This is a genomic window from Cerasicoccus frondis (genome assembly GCA_031296915.1).
In the GTDB taxonomy this organism is placed as follows: Bacteria; Verrucomicrobiota; Verrucomicrobiia; order Opitutales; family Cerasicoccaceae; genus Cerasicoccus; species Cerasicoccus frondis.
Map to the genome: position 1 here is coordinate 15836 of JAVDPC010000037.1, position 15809 is coordinate 31644.

At 58.5% G+C, this 15809-nt stretch carries 14 protein-coding genes; 9 read left to right on the forward strand and 5 right to left on the reverse strand.

Annotation, left to right across the window (positions count from 1 at the left end):
- From ccoN to RBB63_RS20905, 3 genes are read right to left on the reverse strand one after another with little or no spacing between them, the layout of a single operon-like run.
- A complete protein-coding gene (gene ccoN / locus RBB63_RS20895; protein ID WP_309387140.1) occupies positions 1-2436 on the reverse strand; it encodes a cytochrome-c oxidase, cbb3-type subunit I in 2436 nt (811 codons plus the stop codon).
- Complete coding sequence (locus RBB63_RS20900; RefSeq protein ID WP_309387141.1) at positions 2433-2594, reverse strand: hypothetical protein; 162 nt, start codon at positions 2592-2594, stop codon at positions 2433-2435. The genes ccoN and RBB63_RS20900 overlap by 4 nt, the downstream gene beginning before the upstream one ends.
- Positions 2595-2602: 8 nt before the next feature.
- The gene (locus RBB63_RS20905) at positions 2603-3082 is read right to left on the reverse strand and encodes a hypothetical protein (protein ID WP_309387142.1); all 480 of its coding nucleotides are present in this window, start codon (positions 3080-3082) and stop codon (positions 2603-2605) included.
- An 88-nt stretch (positions 3083-3170) separates the two neighbouring features.
- Between RBB63_RS20905 and RBB63_RS20910 the strand changes: the two genes are divergently transcribed.
- From RBB63_RS20910 to RBB63_RS20920, 3 genes are all read left to right on the forward strand, one after another.
- Positions 3171-4100, forward strand: coding sequence for a PocR ligand-binding domain-containing protein (locus RBB63_RS20910; RefSeq protein WP_309387143.1), 930 nt, complete (start codon positions 3171-3173; stop codon positions 4098-4100).
- Positions 4101-4162: 62 nt separating this feature from the next.
- Positions 4163-4960 (forward strand): TatD family hydrolase, encoded by a 798-nt coding sequence (locus tag RBB63_RS20915; RefSeq protein ID WP_309387144.1) that lies wholly within the window; start codon positions 4163-4165, stop codon positions 4958-4960.
- Between the two features lie 48 nt (positions 4961-5008).
- Positions 5009-5248 carry a (2Fe-2S) ferredoxin domain-containing protein gene (locus RBB63_RS20920; protein WP_309387145.1) on the forward strand — a complete coding sequence of 80 codons (240 nt, stop codon included), beginning with the start codon at positions 5009-5011 and terminating at the stop codon, positions 5246-5248.
- Positions 5249-5251: 3 nt separating this feature from the next.
- Here the strand turns inward: RBB63_RS20920 and RBB63_RS20925 are convergent, their stop codons facing one another.
- Both RBB63_RS20925 and RBB63_RS20930 read right to left on the reverse strand, forming a co-directional pair.
- On the reverse strand, positions 5252-6331 hold the full coding sequence (locus tag RBB63_RS20925) for a nitrilase-related carbon-nitrogen hydrolase (RefSeq protein WP_309387146.1): 1080 nt from the start codon (positions 6329-6331) through the stop codon (positions 5252-5254).
- Positions 6332-6732: 401 nt separating this feature from the next.
- The gene (locus RBB63_RS20930) at positions 6733-8295 is read right to left on the reverse strand and encodes a glycine--tRNA ligase (RefSeq protein WP_309387147.1); all 1563 of its coding nucleotides are present in this window, start codon (positions 8293-8295) and stop codon (positions 6733-6735) included.
- A gap of 430 nt (positions 8296-8725) precedes the next feature.
- Here RBB63_RS20930 and RBB63_RS20935 point away from each other — a divergent pair, with 430 nt between their 5' ends.
- The 6 genes from RBB63_RS20935 to RBB63_RS20960 all read left to right on the forward strand — a co-directional run bounded on the left by RBB63_RS20935 (position 8726) and on the right by RBB63_RS20960 (position 15761).
- Positions 8726-9007 carry a hypothetical protein gene (locus RBB63_RS20935; RefSeq protein ID WP_309387148.1) on the forward strand — a complete coding sequence of 94 codons (282 nt, stop codon included), beginning with the start codon at positions 8726-8728 and terminating at the stop codon, positions 9005-9007.
- Between the two features lie 36 nt (positions 9008-9043).
- Positions 9044-10765, forward strand: a complete 1722-nt coding sequence (locus RBB63_RS20940) for a fatty acid CoA ligase family protein (RefSeq protein WP_309387149.1) — start codon at positions 9044-9046, stop codon at positions 10763-10765.
- A 356-nt stretch (positions 10766-11121) separates the two neighbouring features.
- Entirely contained in the window at positions 11122-12417 is a 1296-nt protein-coding gene (locus RBB63_RS20945; protein WP_309387150.1) for an alpha/beta hydrolase, read from the forward strand.
- A gap of 45 nt (positions 12418-12462) precedes the next feature.
- Positions 12463-13458 carry an NAD-dependent epimerase/dehydratase family protein gene (locus tag RBB63_RS20950; RefSeq protein ID WP_309387151.1) on the forward strand — a complete coding sequence of 332 codons (996 nt, stop codon included), beginning with the start codon at positions 12463-12465 and terminating at the stop codon, positions 13456-13458.
- A gap of 18 nt (positions 13459-13476) precedes the next feature.
- Positions 13477-13899 (forward strand): acyl-CoA thioesterase, encoded by a 423-nt coding sequence (locus RBB63_RS20955; RefSeq protein WP_309387152.1) that lies wholly within the window; start codon positions 13477-13479, stop codon positions 13897-13899.
- A 761-nt stretch (positions 13900-14660) separates the two neighbouring features.
- Complete coding sequence (locus tag RBB63_RS20960; RefSeq protein WP_309387153.1) at positions 14661-15761, forward strand: ribonucleotide-diphosphate reductase subunit beta; 1101 nt, start codon at positions 14661-14663, stop codon at positions 15759-15761.
- Positions 15762-15809: the final 48 nt, after the last annotated feature.

Sequence of the window (15809 nt, forward strand, 5' to 3'; positions counted from 1 at the left end):
TTAGTTGTTGGCTGGGGTTGCGGTGGCGACAGTATCAAAGGGAAGGGCGGCGTCCTCGTCCTGCTCCTGTTTTTGCTTGGAGTCCTTGATTTCGTAGGCGCCGAGTTTTTGCAGGTAAGCGACCAGGGCGACGATTTGCTTTTCCTTTTCGACGAAGACGCCGCTCTCGGCGAGGTCATCGACGATTTCCTGCGCCTGCATATTGTATTCGGCCATGACTTCTTCTTCGGACAAACCGATGTCGTAAGGGACGCCGAGCATGCGCATGGCGTTGATCTTGGACATGAGCGTGCCGGTCTTGGCGTCCTTGAATTGCAGCCACTCGTAGTTTGGCATGTTGGAGCCGTCGGAGACTTGGCGCGGGTTGACGAGGTGCAGGTAGTGCCAGTCGTTCGAGCGCTTGCCCACGCGCATGAGCTCGGAACCTTCCTGGATCGGCCCGCCTTCGCGGGCGAGATCCGGCCCCGTGCGTTTGGAGCCCCATTGGAACGGGTGGTCGTAAATGGATTCGCCGAGGCGTGAGTAGCCCTGGCCCTTCTCGGGACCATAGCGGAGGATGTCAGGCGTCATCGTGCGGATCATCTGCGAGTGGCAGTTGTAGCAACCTTCGCTGATGTAGATGTCGCGGCCGGTGAGCTCGAGTGAGGTGTAAGGAATTTGCAGGCGCCCTTCGATGTTGCCCGCGCGCTGCATGGTGACGGTGGGGATGATCTGCACCATGCCGCCGATGGCCGCCGCAATGATGGTCAGCACGGTAAACGTGAGGCCGTGCTCGAGGAGTTGGTCATACCACTCGCTCCATTTGGCGCCGCTGAATTCGAAGTGCGAAATCGCGGCCAGCGTGAAGACGCCGGTGAAGAAAATGCCGACGAGGAAGACCGGACCTTTGCCGAAGATCAACATCGCGCCGGAGCCGAGGATCAGCACGCTGTAGATGACTGGCGGATTCAGGTAGCCGCGGAACTTCGTGGCGCTGCCGGTCATTTCCTCCATTGAGGATTCGACTTCGACCGTGCCGTTGACGGGCTTGCCGCTCTTCATGGTTTTCCACAAATTGAAGGCCATCATGAAGAACCCGGTCAGGTAGAGGCCGCCGCCAATCAGGCGGAAGAGCATCATCGGGCGAATGGCTTGCAGGGTGTCGAGGAAGTTCGGATACTTCAGCAGCGTGCCTTGCTCGATGGTGTCGTTAAGCATGAGGCCCTGCGTGATGCCGCTCACCCACATGGCCGCGACGTAAAGGAGGATGCCGACCATGCCCAGCCAGAAGTGGAGGTTGGCCATGCCCTGCGAATAAAGCTTTGTATTCCAAAGTCTCGGCGCGAGCCAGTAAAACATACCGGCGGCCATGAAGCCGTTCCAGCCGAGCGTGCCGCCGTGCACGTGACCGATGGTCCAGTCCGAATAGTGCGAGAGCGCGTTGACGGACTTGATCGACATCAGCGGGCCTTCGAAGGTGGCCATGCCGTAGAACGTAACGCCCGCCGCGAAGAACTTAATAACCGGGTCGGTGCGAAGCTTGTCCCACGCGCCACGCAGTGTCAGCAGGCCGTTGAGCATGCCGCCCCAAGACGGCGCCCAGAGCATCAGGCTGAAGAGCATGCCCAGCGTTTGGAGCCAGCCGGGGAGGGCGGTGTTGAGCAAGTGGTGCGGGCCGGCCCAGATGTAAATGAACACCAGCGACCAGAAGTGAATGACGGACAAACGGTAGGAGTAAACCGGGCGTCCGGCCGCCTTCGGCACGAAGTAATACATGATGCCAAGGATCGGCGTCGTTAAGAAGAACGCCACGGCGTTGTGCCCATACCACCATTGGACAAGGGCGTCTTGCACGCCGCCAAAGATCGGGTAGCTGTGCAGGAAACTGGTCGGCAGCGAGAGGTGGTTGACCACGTAGAGCATCGTCACGGTGACGATCGTTGCGATGTAAAACCAGATCGCGACGTAGAGGCTCTTTTCGTTGCGCTTGGCGAGCGTCCAGAAAAAGTTCGCCGCAAACACGAGCCAGATGACGGCGACCATGATGTTGATCGGCCAGATGAGCTCGGCGTATTCCTTACCGCGGCTGTAGCCGAAGGGCAGGGTGATCGCCGCGCAGACGATGATGAACTGCCAGCCCCAGAAGTGAATCTTCGTCAGCAGGTCGTTGCCCAAGCGGCAGCGACAGAGGCGTTGCGTGGAGTAGTAAATGCCGGCAAACATCATGTTGCCCACGAAGGCGAAGATGGCCGCGTTGGTGTGTAGGGGCCGCAGACGCCCGAAGGTCAGCCACTCCATATTGAAATTCATCTGGAAGAAGTTGAGCTGCGAGGCGATCAGCACGCCTGCGCCCAGGCCGACGAGCGACCAGATGACGGATGCAATGAGGAACCAGCGAACCGATTGGTCGTCGTATTCGATGGTCGTGGTGTTGGTAGTGCGGATGTTGGTGCTCACTGGTGATTGGCCTCCACGGGTTTTTCGGCGGCAAAGGGGCGCAGGGATTCCTGCTCCAGGCTGCGGTGTGTTTCCGTTTTCCGATCCCGCCAAAACATTAGCAGGAACGAGCCGGCGAGAAGCGTGCTCAAAAACACGGTTAGAAAGAGAATTTCCATGCGGTAAATTAATTCAGGGTGAAGGGGCAGTCGTCTTTGCCGATACGGTTCGGGCAGCGGAAGATTTCCTGCCCAAAGATCCAGGCGAGCGACTCGTTGATGAGTTTCAGGGCGGCTTCGCGGTCGAAGTCGTTGAATTCGCGCTGGGAGTCCCAGTTGTCGTTCATGATCTCGTGAAACGCGCGGATGCCGGCTTCGTGGAGTTCCAGGCACACGTAGCCGCGCAGGCGATTGGTCTGGCAGGCGCAGGTGACGCCGAGGACGTCGGTCATGGTCAGGCGGGTTTTGTGGCTCGGGCAATGGCACTGCGCCTTCTCGCCGCTGATGCGCTCCAGTATGCGGTCAAACGTCCCTTCCAGAAAAGCCACGGGGACGGAGCCTTCGCACTCAGCATGAGCGGGCGGAGGCGGTAAGTCACACTCCGTCAACCAGTTCTCAATGATGTGGTCCCGGTTGTCGCGGAGGTAGCTGACGAGTCGTCGATTCATGGGTTGATTTTCTCATACCCGCATCTAAATTGTCTCCGCATATCCTGACCATTGTTGCGCAATTCTTCGCATCTCGCTCAGTATGAAAATGGCTAATAGCGTTGATAACCCCGAGACTTCCGTCGGCACATCGCCGGAGCATGCTCGCCGGGCGGTGGCGTTGATTGAGGAAACGCAGATTTATCAGGATTATCAAAAGGCTTTCCGCAAGGCTACGGGCCTGCCGTTGGGCATCCGCCCGGTGCAATCCTACGAGAACGCGCTGGCGGGACAGGTGGACGAAAACGACTTCTGCAAACTGATGGGGCGCACCAACGTCGGTTGCGCCAATTGCCTGAAGATGCAGGAGCAGCTTGAGCGGGAGGCTGGCCTGGAGCCCAAGAGCCTGCATTGCTTTGCCGGGCTCTGTGACACCGCAGTGCCGATCCGCGTGGGCGACCAACTGATCGCCTTCCTCCAGACCGGCCAGATCCTGCTCCACCAGCCCAACGAACAGGAGTTCACGCAGACCACGAGGCAGATTTTGAAATGGGGCAGCGAGGTCAACCTGAAGCATTTGGAGGAAGCGTATTTCAACACCAAGGTGCTCGACCGCGAGCAATACAACGCCATGATATCCCTGCTTTCCACCTTTGCCGAGCACCTGGCGACGATCAGTAACAGCATCGCCGTCGACGAGAGTGAGGCGGACCCGATGCTCGTCGTGAACGCCAAGAAATACATCCAGGAGCGCTATCAGGATCAGCTTTCACTCGATGACGCGGCGCGCGCGGTCAACGCCAGCACCAAGCATTTTTGCAAAGTCTTCAAGCAGGCGACTGGCATCACGTTTACCGACTACCTGTCCCGCGTGCGGGTGGAGAAGGCCAAGGCCATGCTGGCCAATCCGCACCTGCGGGTGAGTGAGATCGCCTTCGATGTCGGTTTCGAATCCATCTCGCAATTCAACCGCAGCTTTAAGCGCGTCACCGGCCAAACACCCACGGACTACCGTCGGCTCAAAGCGCGGGCGAGTTAGCGACTTTGGCGTCGGATTAAATCATCATTGAGCTGGCGCGCCTGCGTCCCTTCAATGCGGCCATGGATTTAATCGACAGCCACTGTCATTTCGAGAAGTTTGCCCAGCGCGGTTTGGTGGACGACATCATCGCCCGTGCGGCCGAGCTCGGCGTGAACCGCTTCATCAACATCGGCACCTCGCTGGACGACTGGGCGCTCTACCGCGACCTCGCGCGCAAGCATCCGGGCAAACTTTTTTGGACCGCAGGCCTGCATCCGTGCCATGTGGACGCAGGTTGGCGCGACCACGTGATGGCGCTTTCCATGTATTTTGCGGATGATCCCGCGCCCGTGGCGTTGGGCGAAATCGGCCTCGATAACTTCCACCTGCCCAAGTATCCCGACGAGGCCGCCGAGCTGAAAAAGCATCAGGCCAACGCCTTTCGCGCACAACTGGAGCTGGCGTTTCAATTTGATGCGCCGATTGTGGTTCACTCGCGCAATGCGTTTGACGAAACCATGGCGATCCTCGAGGACATGAAGTTTCCGGGCGAGAAAGTCGTCTTTCATTGTTTCGCTGAAGGCCCCGAGGAAATGAAGCGTCTCAACGCCTACGGAGGGCGCGGTTCGTTTACCGGTGTGGTGACTTACAAGAGTGCGGAAAATGTCCGCCAGGCAGTGGTCGAGCAGGGCATTGGCCGCGTGATGGTCGAGACCGATGCGCCGTATCTGGCGCCGGTTCCGCATCGCGGCAAGGAATGTGAGCCCGGCTACACGCGCTACACTGCAGAGAAGTGCGCGGAGCTGCTCGGCGTATCGCTGGAGGAATTCGCAGCGACCGCCACGGCGAACACCGAGGCGTTTTTCGGGCTCAAATAATTTGCCCGCTGCACTGGACGATCTGCCTCAGGCGCGTAAGTTACCCGCGTGGAAACGCTCTTCATTTGCCGAAAATGCTCGAAGCCCAAAGCGGGTTCCGTGACGGGCAAGCCGCGCAGTGGCAAAAAGCTGTATCAGAAGCTCGCGGCGCGCGATGATCTACCCTTCCGCGTGCGCCCGTGCAAGTGCCTTGGCCAGTGTAAAAAAGGCCCCAACGGACTCTGCCTCCCGGGTAAGATCCGGTTGAATCACTTATCGGTTAAGGCGGTGAAAGCGATGCGTGGGTAAGCCTTACTCGTAGCTAAACTCGCCACCAAACAAATCCGTGCTCTCGGTCAATGGGCCGTTGGAGGTGTCGATGAACTTAGCATCCTTGCTGAGGAGCTGGCCATAGAGCTCGGGGCGGCGGTCCTTTAAATAATGATAAGCCGGGGCGGGGTGGGTGCGCCCGTAGTAGGCGGGCACGCAGTCGCAAACGAGGAGTGTGTCCTGCTCGTTGTGCGCGGCCACGAGGATCTCGCCATGCGGCGAACAAACCATGGAGTTGCCGCGGTAGTGCCAGCTGTCGCCGTCGCGCGTTTCGTAGCCGCAGCGGTTCACGTAGGCGAAAAACAGGTTGTTCGAATACGCGTGTGCGGGGAACTGCACCTTGGCCACGTCGGGGTAGGGCACGCTGCTCATGCGGCCGTCGGGCAGGCGGTAATACGTGTCCGCTGCCGTGGGGCCGACGATCAACTTCGCACCCTTGAGCGCCAAAATGCGCATCAGCTCGGGGAATTCGCACTCGTAGCAATTGACCACGCCGACCGGGAAGCCCGCGATCTTGTGGACCGGATATTCGCTGTCGCCAATGTCCCAATTGTCGCGCTCCTGCTGACCGTAAAGGTGGCACTTTTTATAACTGTCGAGCAGCGCGCCATGCTCGTCGATGACGGCGATGCTGTCGTAATAATACGCGCGGTCTTCGCGGTCGACGCGTTCGCCGTAGCTGACGATCACGCCGATCTTGTGCTTCTTGGCGATCTCCCGAATACGCGTAATGCTGGGCCCGTCGCAGGTCTCGGCGGTGGCGTGCGCGGTCTCGGGGTTGTGCGTGTAGCCCTGCAAATAAAGCTCGGGAAAAGAGACTGCCTGCGCGTGATAATGCTTGGCCTTTTCGACGGCCAGCTCGAGCCGCGCGAGGTTTTGCTCGGTGGCGTTGTCGCCGCATGCACCCTGCGCTTGGTAGATGGCCAAACGGATGCCCGCGCCCTTGGGCGGCAACTCGTCGTAGATCGACGTGCGCACTTGCAGCTTGCGGTAGGAAGCCTCAACGGTCGGCCCGAAGTGGGGCGTGCCGTCGTTCACGAGAAAGGAGGACTCATCAGCCATGCTGGTGACTATGGCTGCGGCGAAGAGGGCCGTCGATTTTATTTAGCCAGGATGGACGCGGATGAAACACGGATGCCAGCGAGGCGTGTTGAGACTCACGCAAAGACGCAAAGTCGCAAAGGCCACTCCTCTGATCATTTAACCACGGAGGACACAGAGGAACGGAGGGTTTTAAAGCTCCCAAGCTTCGTGACCTTCGTGGTTCGCCAATTCAAAGCTTCCCGCTCTTTCCGATCTTCCTGTTTAAAATCACGCCTCGCTGGTCTTTGTGCTCTCCGTGCCTTCGTGAGAGACATCTGCGCCTCGTTGGCATCCGCGTGAAATCCGCGTTCATCCGCGGCTTATAAAAAAACGCCCGGCTGGTTCACCGGGCGTTTTGGGAAAACTAGAATCGCTGCGTCTTACTCGCCGTCGATCTTGGCTTCGAGGTAGTCGAACAGATCGGCTTCGCTCACGCGGACTTGCTCCGTGGTGTCGCGGTCGCGGAGGGTCACGGTGCCATCCTTTTCGATGGTGTCGAAGTCGACGGTGATGCCGAACGGCGTGCCGATTTCGTCCTGGCGACGGTAGCGCTTGCCGATGGCGCCGGACTCGTCCCAGAAGACGGGCCAGCGGCGCTGAAGCTTCTTGTAAAGCGCGCGGGCGGCTTCGACGAGCTCGGGCTTGTTCTTGAGCAGCGGGAAGACGGCGGCCTTGTAAGGCGCGATGCGCGGGTGGAACTTCATCACGACGCGCTTCTCGGGCTTGCCCTTGTCGTTGGGGACTTCGTCCTCGGTGTAGGCGGCGGCCAATACGGCCAGCAGCGTGCGGTCGACGCCGAGGGACGGCTCGATGACGTGCGGGACGTATTTGAACGGCTCCTGGCCAGCTTGCTTGCGGCCTTCGTCGAAGTATTCCATGGACTTCTTGGAGAACTCCTGGTGCTGCTTGAGGTCGTAGTCGGATCGACAAGCGATGCCCCAGAGCTCTTGCTCACCATGCGGGAAGTGAAACATGAGGTCCGTCGTGGCTTGCGAGTAGAACGCCAGTTTATCCTCGGGATGGATGTCCTCGGTAACCTGGTCGCGCGGGATGCCGATGGAGACGAGCCAGTCGATGCAGGCGTCGATCCAGTCGCGGTGCAGTTGCCGCCAATCGGCGTCGGGCGCGATGAAGTATTCGATCTCCATCTGCTCGAACTCGCGGGAGCGGAAGATGAAGTTGCGCGGCGTAATCTCGTTGCGGAACGCCTTACCAATCTGGGCAATGCCAAACGGCACCTTCACGCGGGCGGTGTCGACGATGTTATTGAAATTATTAAAGATGCCTTGGGCAGTCTCGGGGCGCAGGTAGCTGACGGCAGAGCTGTCCGCCAACGGGCCGACCTTGGTCTCGAACATCAGGTTGAAGTCGCGCGGCTCGGTGAGCGTGCCGGGTTTGGTTGCATCTGGACCAGTGATCTTGGCTCTGTCTTCTTCGGTGGACTCTGTGAATTCAATGGGTGCTGATGTTCCAACATTGTTCTTCTTTTGCCTTTTGCCAGCGATTTTTAAGGCAGTTTCTTCAACTTCGCCTTCGCGAGCAGCAAACCAGCCTAGCTTGGTAATATTTTCTTCAGTTTCATCCGCACCAAATGGCCAAATATAAACTTCAAAATAGAACAGCTGGTCGGCGCGGTAGCGGAGCTTGGACTCCTTGCAGTCGACCATCGGGTCGGAGAAGCCGCCCACGTGGCCACTGGCTTCCCAGGTGCGCGGGTGCATGATGATGGAGCTGTCCAGGCCGACGATGTCATCACGGCGGTGCACGAAATCCTTCCACCAGGTTTGCTTGATGTTGTTGCGCAGCTCGACGCCAAGGGGACCGTAGTCAAAAAAGCCTTGGTAGCCGCCGTAAATATCGGACGACTGGAAAATAAAGCCGCGACGCTTGCATAGGCTGACAAGCGTTTCCATGCTGGGAGTCTGGTGGGTTTCCGTGGACATAAGAGACAGGTTTGAAAGGGTTTTCCGCCCTTGGGGCAAAGAAATTCCGGCTTTCGGCGCATTTTTCAGCGATTTTGCTGCGCTGGATGACCTCGGGTTATTCGGAAAGGCGGGCTTGGGCCTGCGAACTGTATTATTAAACAGGAAGATCGGGAAGAACGGGAAGAGAAGATTGAAACGCGGTAAATAAACTCGCTGCGACACTGACGCATGTTGGTTAATTTAGTTTTTCTGTCCATCTTCCCCATCAAATTTACATCTGCTCAGGCTTCCCGTTCTTCCTGTTAAAAAAATCCCGCGTTGAGCCTCTTAAAACGCCATTTTTGCAAAAAAACGTTGCCCCGATGTAAAAATACCGGTTGAGCAATGGCTTACGAAGTGATACTTTGCTCTTGCCTAACCATTCTTTGAACGCGTTTTATACTGATTTATGAAATCTACTTCCAAGCTTGTCCTTGCTTCTCTCACCCTGGGTGTTGCAGCACTTTTCACCGGTTGCGGTGACTCCATGCCGTCCGACGCCCACGCGCTGTATAAGCGTAACAACCAGGGCTTCAATGCTATGGGCATCGTCGAATCCTCCCCTGAAAGCTATCAGGAGGTTTCCCAGATATCCTCAGTTGCCTATAGCGACCAGTTGGCGAAGCGTAAGAACATCTCCGGCGACAACCTTTCCTTCTTCTGGGGCACGTTCGTCTACGCGGACTACTAAGCCCAGCCGGGCGCAAGCACCCGTATGGGCGAGTCTGTGAGCAACAATTCGCCCGTCAGCAATGTGGCGCGCTTTCTGCCCGAGGCAGCGGCGCGCCAACCTGATTTCCCCGCCCTCCGGCTTCCGTGCCGACGTGGCGGGGTGCTTGCGTACGACACGCTGACCTTTGCTGAGCTGGAAACCGCCGCTTGCGCCGCCGCGCAGATTTTCACGAAAAAGGGCATCCGCCGCGGCAGTCGCGTGCTGCTGATGGTGAAGCCCGGGCGCGACCTGATTCTGTCCGTCTTTGCGCTGTTCAAGATGGGCGCTGCGCCGGTGGTGATCGACCCGGGCATGGGCCGCAAGCACTTCCTGGCCTGCGTGCGCCGCACGCTGCCGGACGCCATGGTGGGCATCCCGTTGGCGCAGCTTTTAAGCCGGGTTTTTCGCAAGGATTTTCAGTCGGTCAACGTGCGGGTAACCGTTGGAAACCAAGGCTTTGCCAAACGAATTGCCGCGCTGGGCCAGGCGACGTTCGAGCCCGCGCAGACGACCGCCGACGAGCTCGCGGCGATCCTCTTTACCAGTGGCTCCACGGGGCCGCCCAAGGGCGTGCGCTACGAGCACGGCATGTTTGAGGCGCAGGTGCGGATGATTCGCGCGCATTACGGCATCGAGCCCGGCGGCGTAGATTTGCCGATGCTGCCCGTCTTTGCGCTGTTTAATCCCGCGATGGGCCTGACCACCGTCGTGCCCGAGATGAATCCCAGCAAACCGTCGACCGTCGACCCCGTAAAAATCGTCCAGGCGATTCACCAAAACGAGGTCACCAACAGCTTTGGCTCGCCGGTTTTGTGGAACCGCATTGCCACGCATTGCGAGGCAAGTGGCGTTTCGCTGCCGTCGCTGAAGTGCATTTTGATGGCTGGCGCTGCGGTGCCGCCGTCTTTGATCCGCCGGATGAAGCAGCTCGCGCCCAACTGCGAGATTCACACGCCCTACGGCGCCACTGAGGTGCTGCCCGTGGCGTCCAACTTCGGCGCCCGGATTTTAAACGAAACCCTCGAGCTGACCGAGCAGGGGCGCGGCGTCTGCGTCGGTGAGTTGCTGCCCGAGGTGCAGGCGCAGATCATTGCGATCCACGATGGGCCCATCGCCATGCTGGCCGCCGCGCAGCCGCTACCCGCAGGCGAAATCGGCGAAATCCTCGTCACCGGCCCAAGTGTGACCAAGGCCTACGACGGACTCGCTGCCGCCACGGCGGCAGCGAAGATCCATCAGAATGCGGAATCTTCGAATGCGGATTGCGGATTGGGGAGTGCGGATTTAACAGATGGATTAGACAATTCCGCATTCCGCAATCCGCATTCCGCAATCGTCTGGCATCGCATGGGGGACCTGGGCTACTTCGACGAGCAGGGGCGCCTGTGGTTTTGCGGGCGCATGGCGGAGCGCGTGGAGACGCCGGGGGGGCTGATGTTTACCGAGTGCGTGGAGGCGATTTTTAATCAGCACCCGCGTGTGTTCCGCAGCGCGTTGGTCGGCCTGGGTGAGCGTCCGAGCCAGACGCCATGCGTGGTCATCGAGCCGCATCCCCGGGAATGGCCCGCGAGCTGGGTGACGCAAAAAGCCTTTGCTGACGAGCTGTTGGAGCTTGCCGCCCAAAGCGAGCTCACTCGCGGCATTACGGAAATCCGCTTTAAGCGGAAGTTCCCGGTCGACGTGCGCCACAACGCGAAAATCCACCGCCTTGACCTGGCGCGGGAATTTGCGGGCTGAGGCCAGAGGAAGGAGTTCCGTTTGGCGGGTTCGCGGCTTTATGCCGCGATCTGCGTTGCCCAGGCGTGATCTACTGCAACACCATGCTCTTTCCCGCTTCCGGCCAATGCTTTGTTTTACTCCAACCTGTAGCTGTGTTTTGCTAAAGTGACACGGTCACCTTTTAAATATGACCAGGTCAGTATGAAATAGTGACCGTGTCACTAAAAAGAAATGACCATGTCACTTGAGTAAATGGCTTTGGTGGATTGGTGCAATATACACCCCCGCGCGGGCTCTGTGTGCTGGAGGGCGCCGAGTAAGCGGACACTACTTTGTCGTTGCTCGTTGCGGATGGTGGTTCTAGCTGTTGACGCATGCGTTACCACGCCCTGCTTTTTCTGGTGTTGACCGGGCTTTTGGTCGGCTGCGCCAGTAAACCTTACGAACTGGAGGTCATGCGCGCGCCTGCAGTTTATGAGGACGGCGAGATTGACCGTCTCAGCGTGGAGCGTCCCAAGGACGCTAATGCCTATCCCGGCATGCTTTACGCCACCAATCGCATGCCAACCCAAGATGCGAAGGATCGGCGTGATTTCGGTTCGGAATTCTATGGCGGCAATGCAGATGGAGTCGTCCGCGTGGGCGTGGCGCATGTGCAAGTAACCGACTCGACGCTCGACTGGGAGGCCGTCCGCCGGATGAGCACCAGCGCCACGCGCGACAAGGAGTTGGTCATTCATATTGAAAGCGTCGACGAGCTGGGCGTCTTGTCCAATACGCGCCACCCGTTTGTGAAGAACCCGACGCCGGATACGCCCGACGCGGATGCGGCTTTTGCTGACCTGATCAACCGCCAGTTGGCGCAGTCCTCGGAGAAGGAAATCCTTGTCTTCGTCCACGGCTACAAAACGCCGTTTGACGACCCGGTGCTCGTGGCGACGGAGTTCTGGCACTTCATGGGCTACGACGGCGTGACGATCGCCTACTCCTGGCCGTCGACGCCAAGCTGGATTGCTTACCTGCGCGACATCGAGTCGTCGGGCAACAGCGCGCGCGAGTTTCGCCTCTTCCTGCAATTTTTGGCCGACCACACCGATGTGGAAAAGATCAATGTGCTTGCCTACAGCGCCGGCACCCGCATGGCGGCCGAGACCCTGCACAACATCGCCATCGATTGCAGTGCGCCGCATTTGGGCCACGTGATCCTGGTCAGCGGTGACGTGAGCGCAGCCAAGGTCGGCGCCCTTTTGGCCGATGATGCGCTGGATAAGGTGGACACGTTTACGATTTATAATTCCACGGGGGATATGGCGCTGGGCTTCAGTGACTGGCTTTTCGACCGCAACCGGATCGGCAGCTCGCATGACGCGCTCGCTCAGCTGCCGGAAGCGCTGGACTTCGTGCGGAGCACGCCGAAGCTGCAACTGATCAATGTGTCCGACGCCGAAGACGCCACCAAGGGCAACGGCCATGGCTACTTCCGCAACAGCCCGTGGACCAGCAGCGACATCCTGGCCTCGCTTGATTTCCACCTGACCCCTGCCGAGCGCGGCCTCATTTGGAATGACGACACGGGTGAGTGGAACTTCCCGCCGAATTATTTGGAAACGCTGCGGGAGAGCATTCGGCAAAAGTGGGAAAATGAAAACTTAGGGCGCACTTTTCATTGATAAATTCCTGTTTACGCGCCCGTCGAAATACCCATACCTAGCAGCATGAAAATCCTGGTCACCGGGAGCGGAGGTTTCCTGGGTTCGCGTATTGCGGGCCTGCTGCTAGAAAAGGGCTATGAGGTGCGTGGCTACGGTCGTTCGCCGCAGTCGAAGAATGCTGCGCGCGGAGTGGACGTGGTGCAGGGCGGCCTGGGCGATGCTGATGCCGTTTCCCAGGCAGTCAAGGGCTGTGACGCCGTCTTCCATGTGGCCGCGAAAGCGGGGGTGTGGGGCCGGGAGGAAGAGTTCTACGAGGCGAATGTCACGGGCGCGCGCAATGTGCTCAAGGCCTGTCAGCAGCACGGCGTCGAGCGTTTGGTTTACACGAGCACGCCAAGCGTGACGTTTTCCGGTGAAGCCTTCGAGGGCGCCAATGAATCCCTGCCGCTCAACCCGAGCAACGAGCTGAGCCCCTACGCGCGGACGAAGGCCATTGCTGAGGGGGAACTGCTCGCCGCGCATGGCGAGGCGGGGGTCCGCATCTGCGCGCTGCGCCCGCATTTGATCTGGGGCGTGGGCGATCCGCACCTCGTGCCGCGCGTGGTGGCCAAGGCGAAAACCGGCCGACTGCGCATCGTGGGGGAGGGCGGCAATCGCGTTGACCTGACCCATGTGGACAACGCCGCCGCCGCGCATTTACTGGCCTTCGACGCGCTGAACCACGGCACATGTGGCGGGCGGGCGTATTTCTTATCCGACGGTGAGCCGGTGGTCCTCTGGGACTGGATTAACGACCTGTTGCGCCGCGTGGGCGTGCCCCCGATTGAGAAGAAAATATCCGCCAAAGCCGCGACTCAGATCGGCGGCGTGTGTGAGTGGGGTTGGGGCGCTTTCGGGCTCAAGGGGGAGCCGCCGATGACGCGCTTTGTCGCGACAGAGCTGTCCAAAAGCCATTGGTTTTCCATCGACGCTGCGCGTCGGGATTTCGGTTATAAGCCGAAGGTCGACCTGGATAAAGCGTTGCAGGATGTGGTTGCGGATTTGCAATCGCGCTGCTGATTGATGAGAGTGCTGAGCATGCCCGAACCTGTTTTCGAATTTCGCAGCGAAGTCTTTTTTGATGAGCTTGACGCCTTGTGGGTGCTGCATCACAGCCGCTACCTCATGCATCTGGAGCGCGCGCAACAGGCGTTTTTCCAGCACCTGCTCGGTGTGCCGGACTTCAACGCACGGCGCGATGAGGACATCTATGTAGTCGTGCGCAATCTGGAGATTGACTACAAAACGCCGGTGCGCAACCCGGGCCCAGTGCTGATCCGCTACCGCGTGCAGCGCGTGCGTGCGGCTGGCGTCGCAATGGCGTTCGAGTTTTTGTCCGGCGATGGCGAGACGCTTTATTGCTCCGGTGTGCGGACGGTGTGCAAACTTTCGGGGAAGGCGCATCAACCGGCGGAGTGGAGCCCAGGCTTTCGCGCGGCGCTGGATCAGTGGGTTGGCTAGGTGATTCTTTAGCCGCAGGTGGACGCGGATTTGACGCGGATCTTAGGGGCAGGATGATAGACTCACGCAAAGACGCAAAGGCGCAAAGGCCACTCCTCTGATCATTTAACCACGGAGGACACTGAGGAACGGAGGGTTTTTAAAGCTCCCAAACTCCGTGACCTTCGTGGTTCGCCAATTCAATTACCAAAGCTTCCCGCTCTTTCCGATCTTCCTGTTTAAAATCACGCCTCGCTGGCCTTTGCGTCTTTGCGTCTTTGCGTGAGTCTCAACTCGTCTCGCTGGCATCCGCGTCTATCTGCGGCTAAAAAATCGCCTTGCCCGGGAGCGCCTTGTGAATTGATTGCTTGATGGTCGGTTTTTGCTGTTTCGCGACTGTCAAAAACGGCGCCGAAACGTCTACTGTATTTCCCTGATTTTTAGGACTTTACAGACTCGACGGGTGGTAGAAATCGCGCTGTGAATAACTTGGCGGTAACTAAAAATATCTCTTCCTTGTCGGAGAGGTCAATTTCGTGGCATTCTGGTGACGTTCACCCCTTTGCGTTGCCATGCGCCTGAATCGCTGTTTATCTGTTTTTGACCCGCATTCCTACATCTAGTGGTATTTTTGTAAAAATCACCCTAGATATAGTGGTAGTTGTTGACATGTTTTCAAAACTGACTCACCGTTCACTTCATCGTCGCTTTAGGGCCACTTGGCTGCGGCGAGCTGCTTTTTTCGCTAAATCTTCAACCTGAATAACTTCCGCATAACTGCCATGCCGACCGCCGAGACCACGACCGTCACCATCGGAAACAAAACCTTCGTTTTAGACAAAGAAAAGGCCGAGCAGGCCTTCGCCGCCAAGAAAATTATCAATGGCCGCGACACGATGTTTTTCAACATCCTGCCCCTCAAATACCAGTGGGCTTACGACTTATATAAGACCATGAAGTCCAACCACTGGGAGCCGGAAGACGTTCCCATGCAGAAGGACGTGGAGCAGTGGCGCGACACTGGCGGCAGCATTTCCGACATCGACCGCTGGATCATCAAAATGGCCATTGGCTACTTTTCGGCCGCGGAAGGCATTGTCGGCGACAACATCCAGCACGTCACGCGCGACTTGGTTACCGCGCCCGAGCTGAAGCTCGTGCTGGGCCGCCATGCGCACGAGGAAAACATCCACGCCGACAGTCTCGTTTACATGATCTCTTCGCTGGGCATCAACCCGCACGATTGCGAGGCGATGTTCTCGGACATCCCCACGATTCAGAAGAAGACGGACTTCGTGGTCAGCAACTCGCGCTCCTTGCGCCGCGACATCGACCTCACCAAGACCGAGAACAAGCAGGCGCTCGCGAAAAACTGTTTCCTCTTCGGTCAAGTCATGGAAGGCACGCAGTTCTATGGCCTCTTTGGCATGGTGCTGAGCCTGTATCGTCAGAACAAGTTCCCCGGCATCGGCCAGATGTTCCGCTACACGCTGCGCGACGAGTCGAACCACATTGAAGTGTTCCGCAACCTGCTGATGGACCTCGTCGACGAAAATCCCGACGTGTGGACGCCGGAGTTCAAGGCGGACCTCGTAGAAACCATGAAGGAAGGCATCGCGCTGGAGAAGGAGTTTATCCGCGACTGCCTGCCCGTGAATTCTGTGGGTCTGTCGGCTGATGAGTTTGTGCAATACATTGACTACATTGCGGACCGCCGCCTCGAAAGCTGCGGGCTCAAGCCGCTCAATCCGGGCATCAGCAACCCGTTCCCCTGGCTGGCCGAAATGATGGACATCCAGAAGGAGCAGAACTTCTTCGAAGGCCGCGTCACCGAATACCAAAAGGCCAGTTCGCTGGACGCAGTCGATGACGACGAACTTTAAATCAATTGCCTCGGGCGCCTTGGAAACGCCCATCAAAGTGGCATGGTG

Coding starts and splice junctions, on each gene's coding strand:
- RBB63_RS20900 (WP_309387141.1), bottom strand. CDS start 2,594: ATGGAAATTCTCTTTCTAACCGTGTTTTTGAGCACGCTTCTCGCCGGC.
- RBB63_RS20905 (WP_309387142.1), bottom strand. CDS start 3,082: ATGAATCGACGACTCGTCAGCTACCTCCGCGACAACCGGGACCACATC.
- RBB63_RS20910 (WP_309387143.1), top strand. CDS start 3,171: ATGGCTAATAGCGTTGATAACCCCGAGACTTCCGTCGGCACATCGCCG.
- RBB63_RS20915 (WP_309387144.1), top strand. CDS start 4,163: ATGGATTTAATCGACAGCCACTGTCATTTCGAGAAGTTTGCCCAGCGC.
- RBB63_RS20925 (WP_309387146.1), bottom strand. CDS start 6,331: ATGGCTGATGAGTCCTCCTTTCTCGTGAACGACGGCACGCCCCACTTC.
- RBB63_RS20930 (WP_309387147.1), bottom strand. CDS start 8,295: ATGTCCACGGAAACCCACCAGACTCCCAGCATGGAAACGCTTGTCAGC.
- RBB63_RS20935 (WP_309387148.1), top strand. CDS start 8,726: ATGAAATCTACTTCCAAGCTTGTCCTTGCTTCTCTCACCCTGGGTGTT.
- RBB63_RS20945 (WP_309387150.1), top strand. CDS start 11,122: ATGCGTTACCACGCCCTGCTTTTTCTGGTGTTGACCGGGCTTTTGGTC.
- RBB63_RS20950 (WP_309387151.1), top strand. CDS start 12,463: ATGAAAATCCTGGTCACCGGGAGCGGAGGTTTCCTGGGTTCGCGTATT.
- RBB63_RS20955 (WP_309387152.1), top strand. CDS start 13,477: ATGCCCGAACCTGTTTTCGAATTTCGCAGCGAAGTCTTTTTTGATGAG.
- RBB63_RS20960 (WP_309387153.1), top strand. CDS start 14,661: ATGCCGACCGCCGAGACCACGACCGTCACCATCGGAAACAAAACCTTC.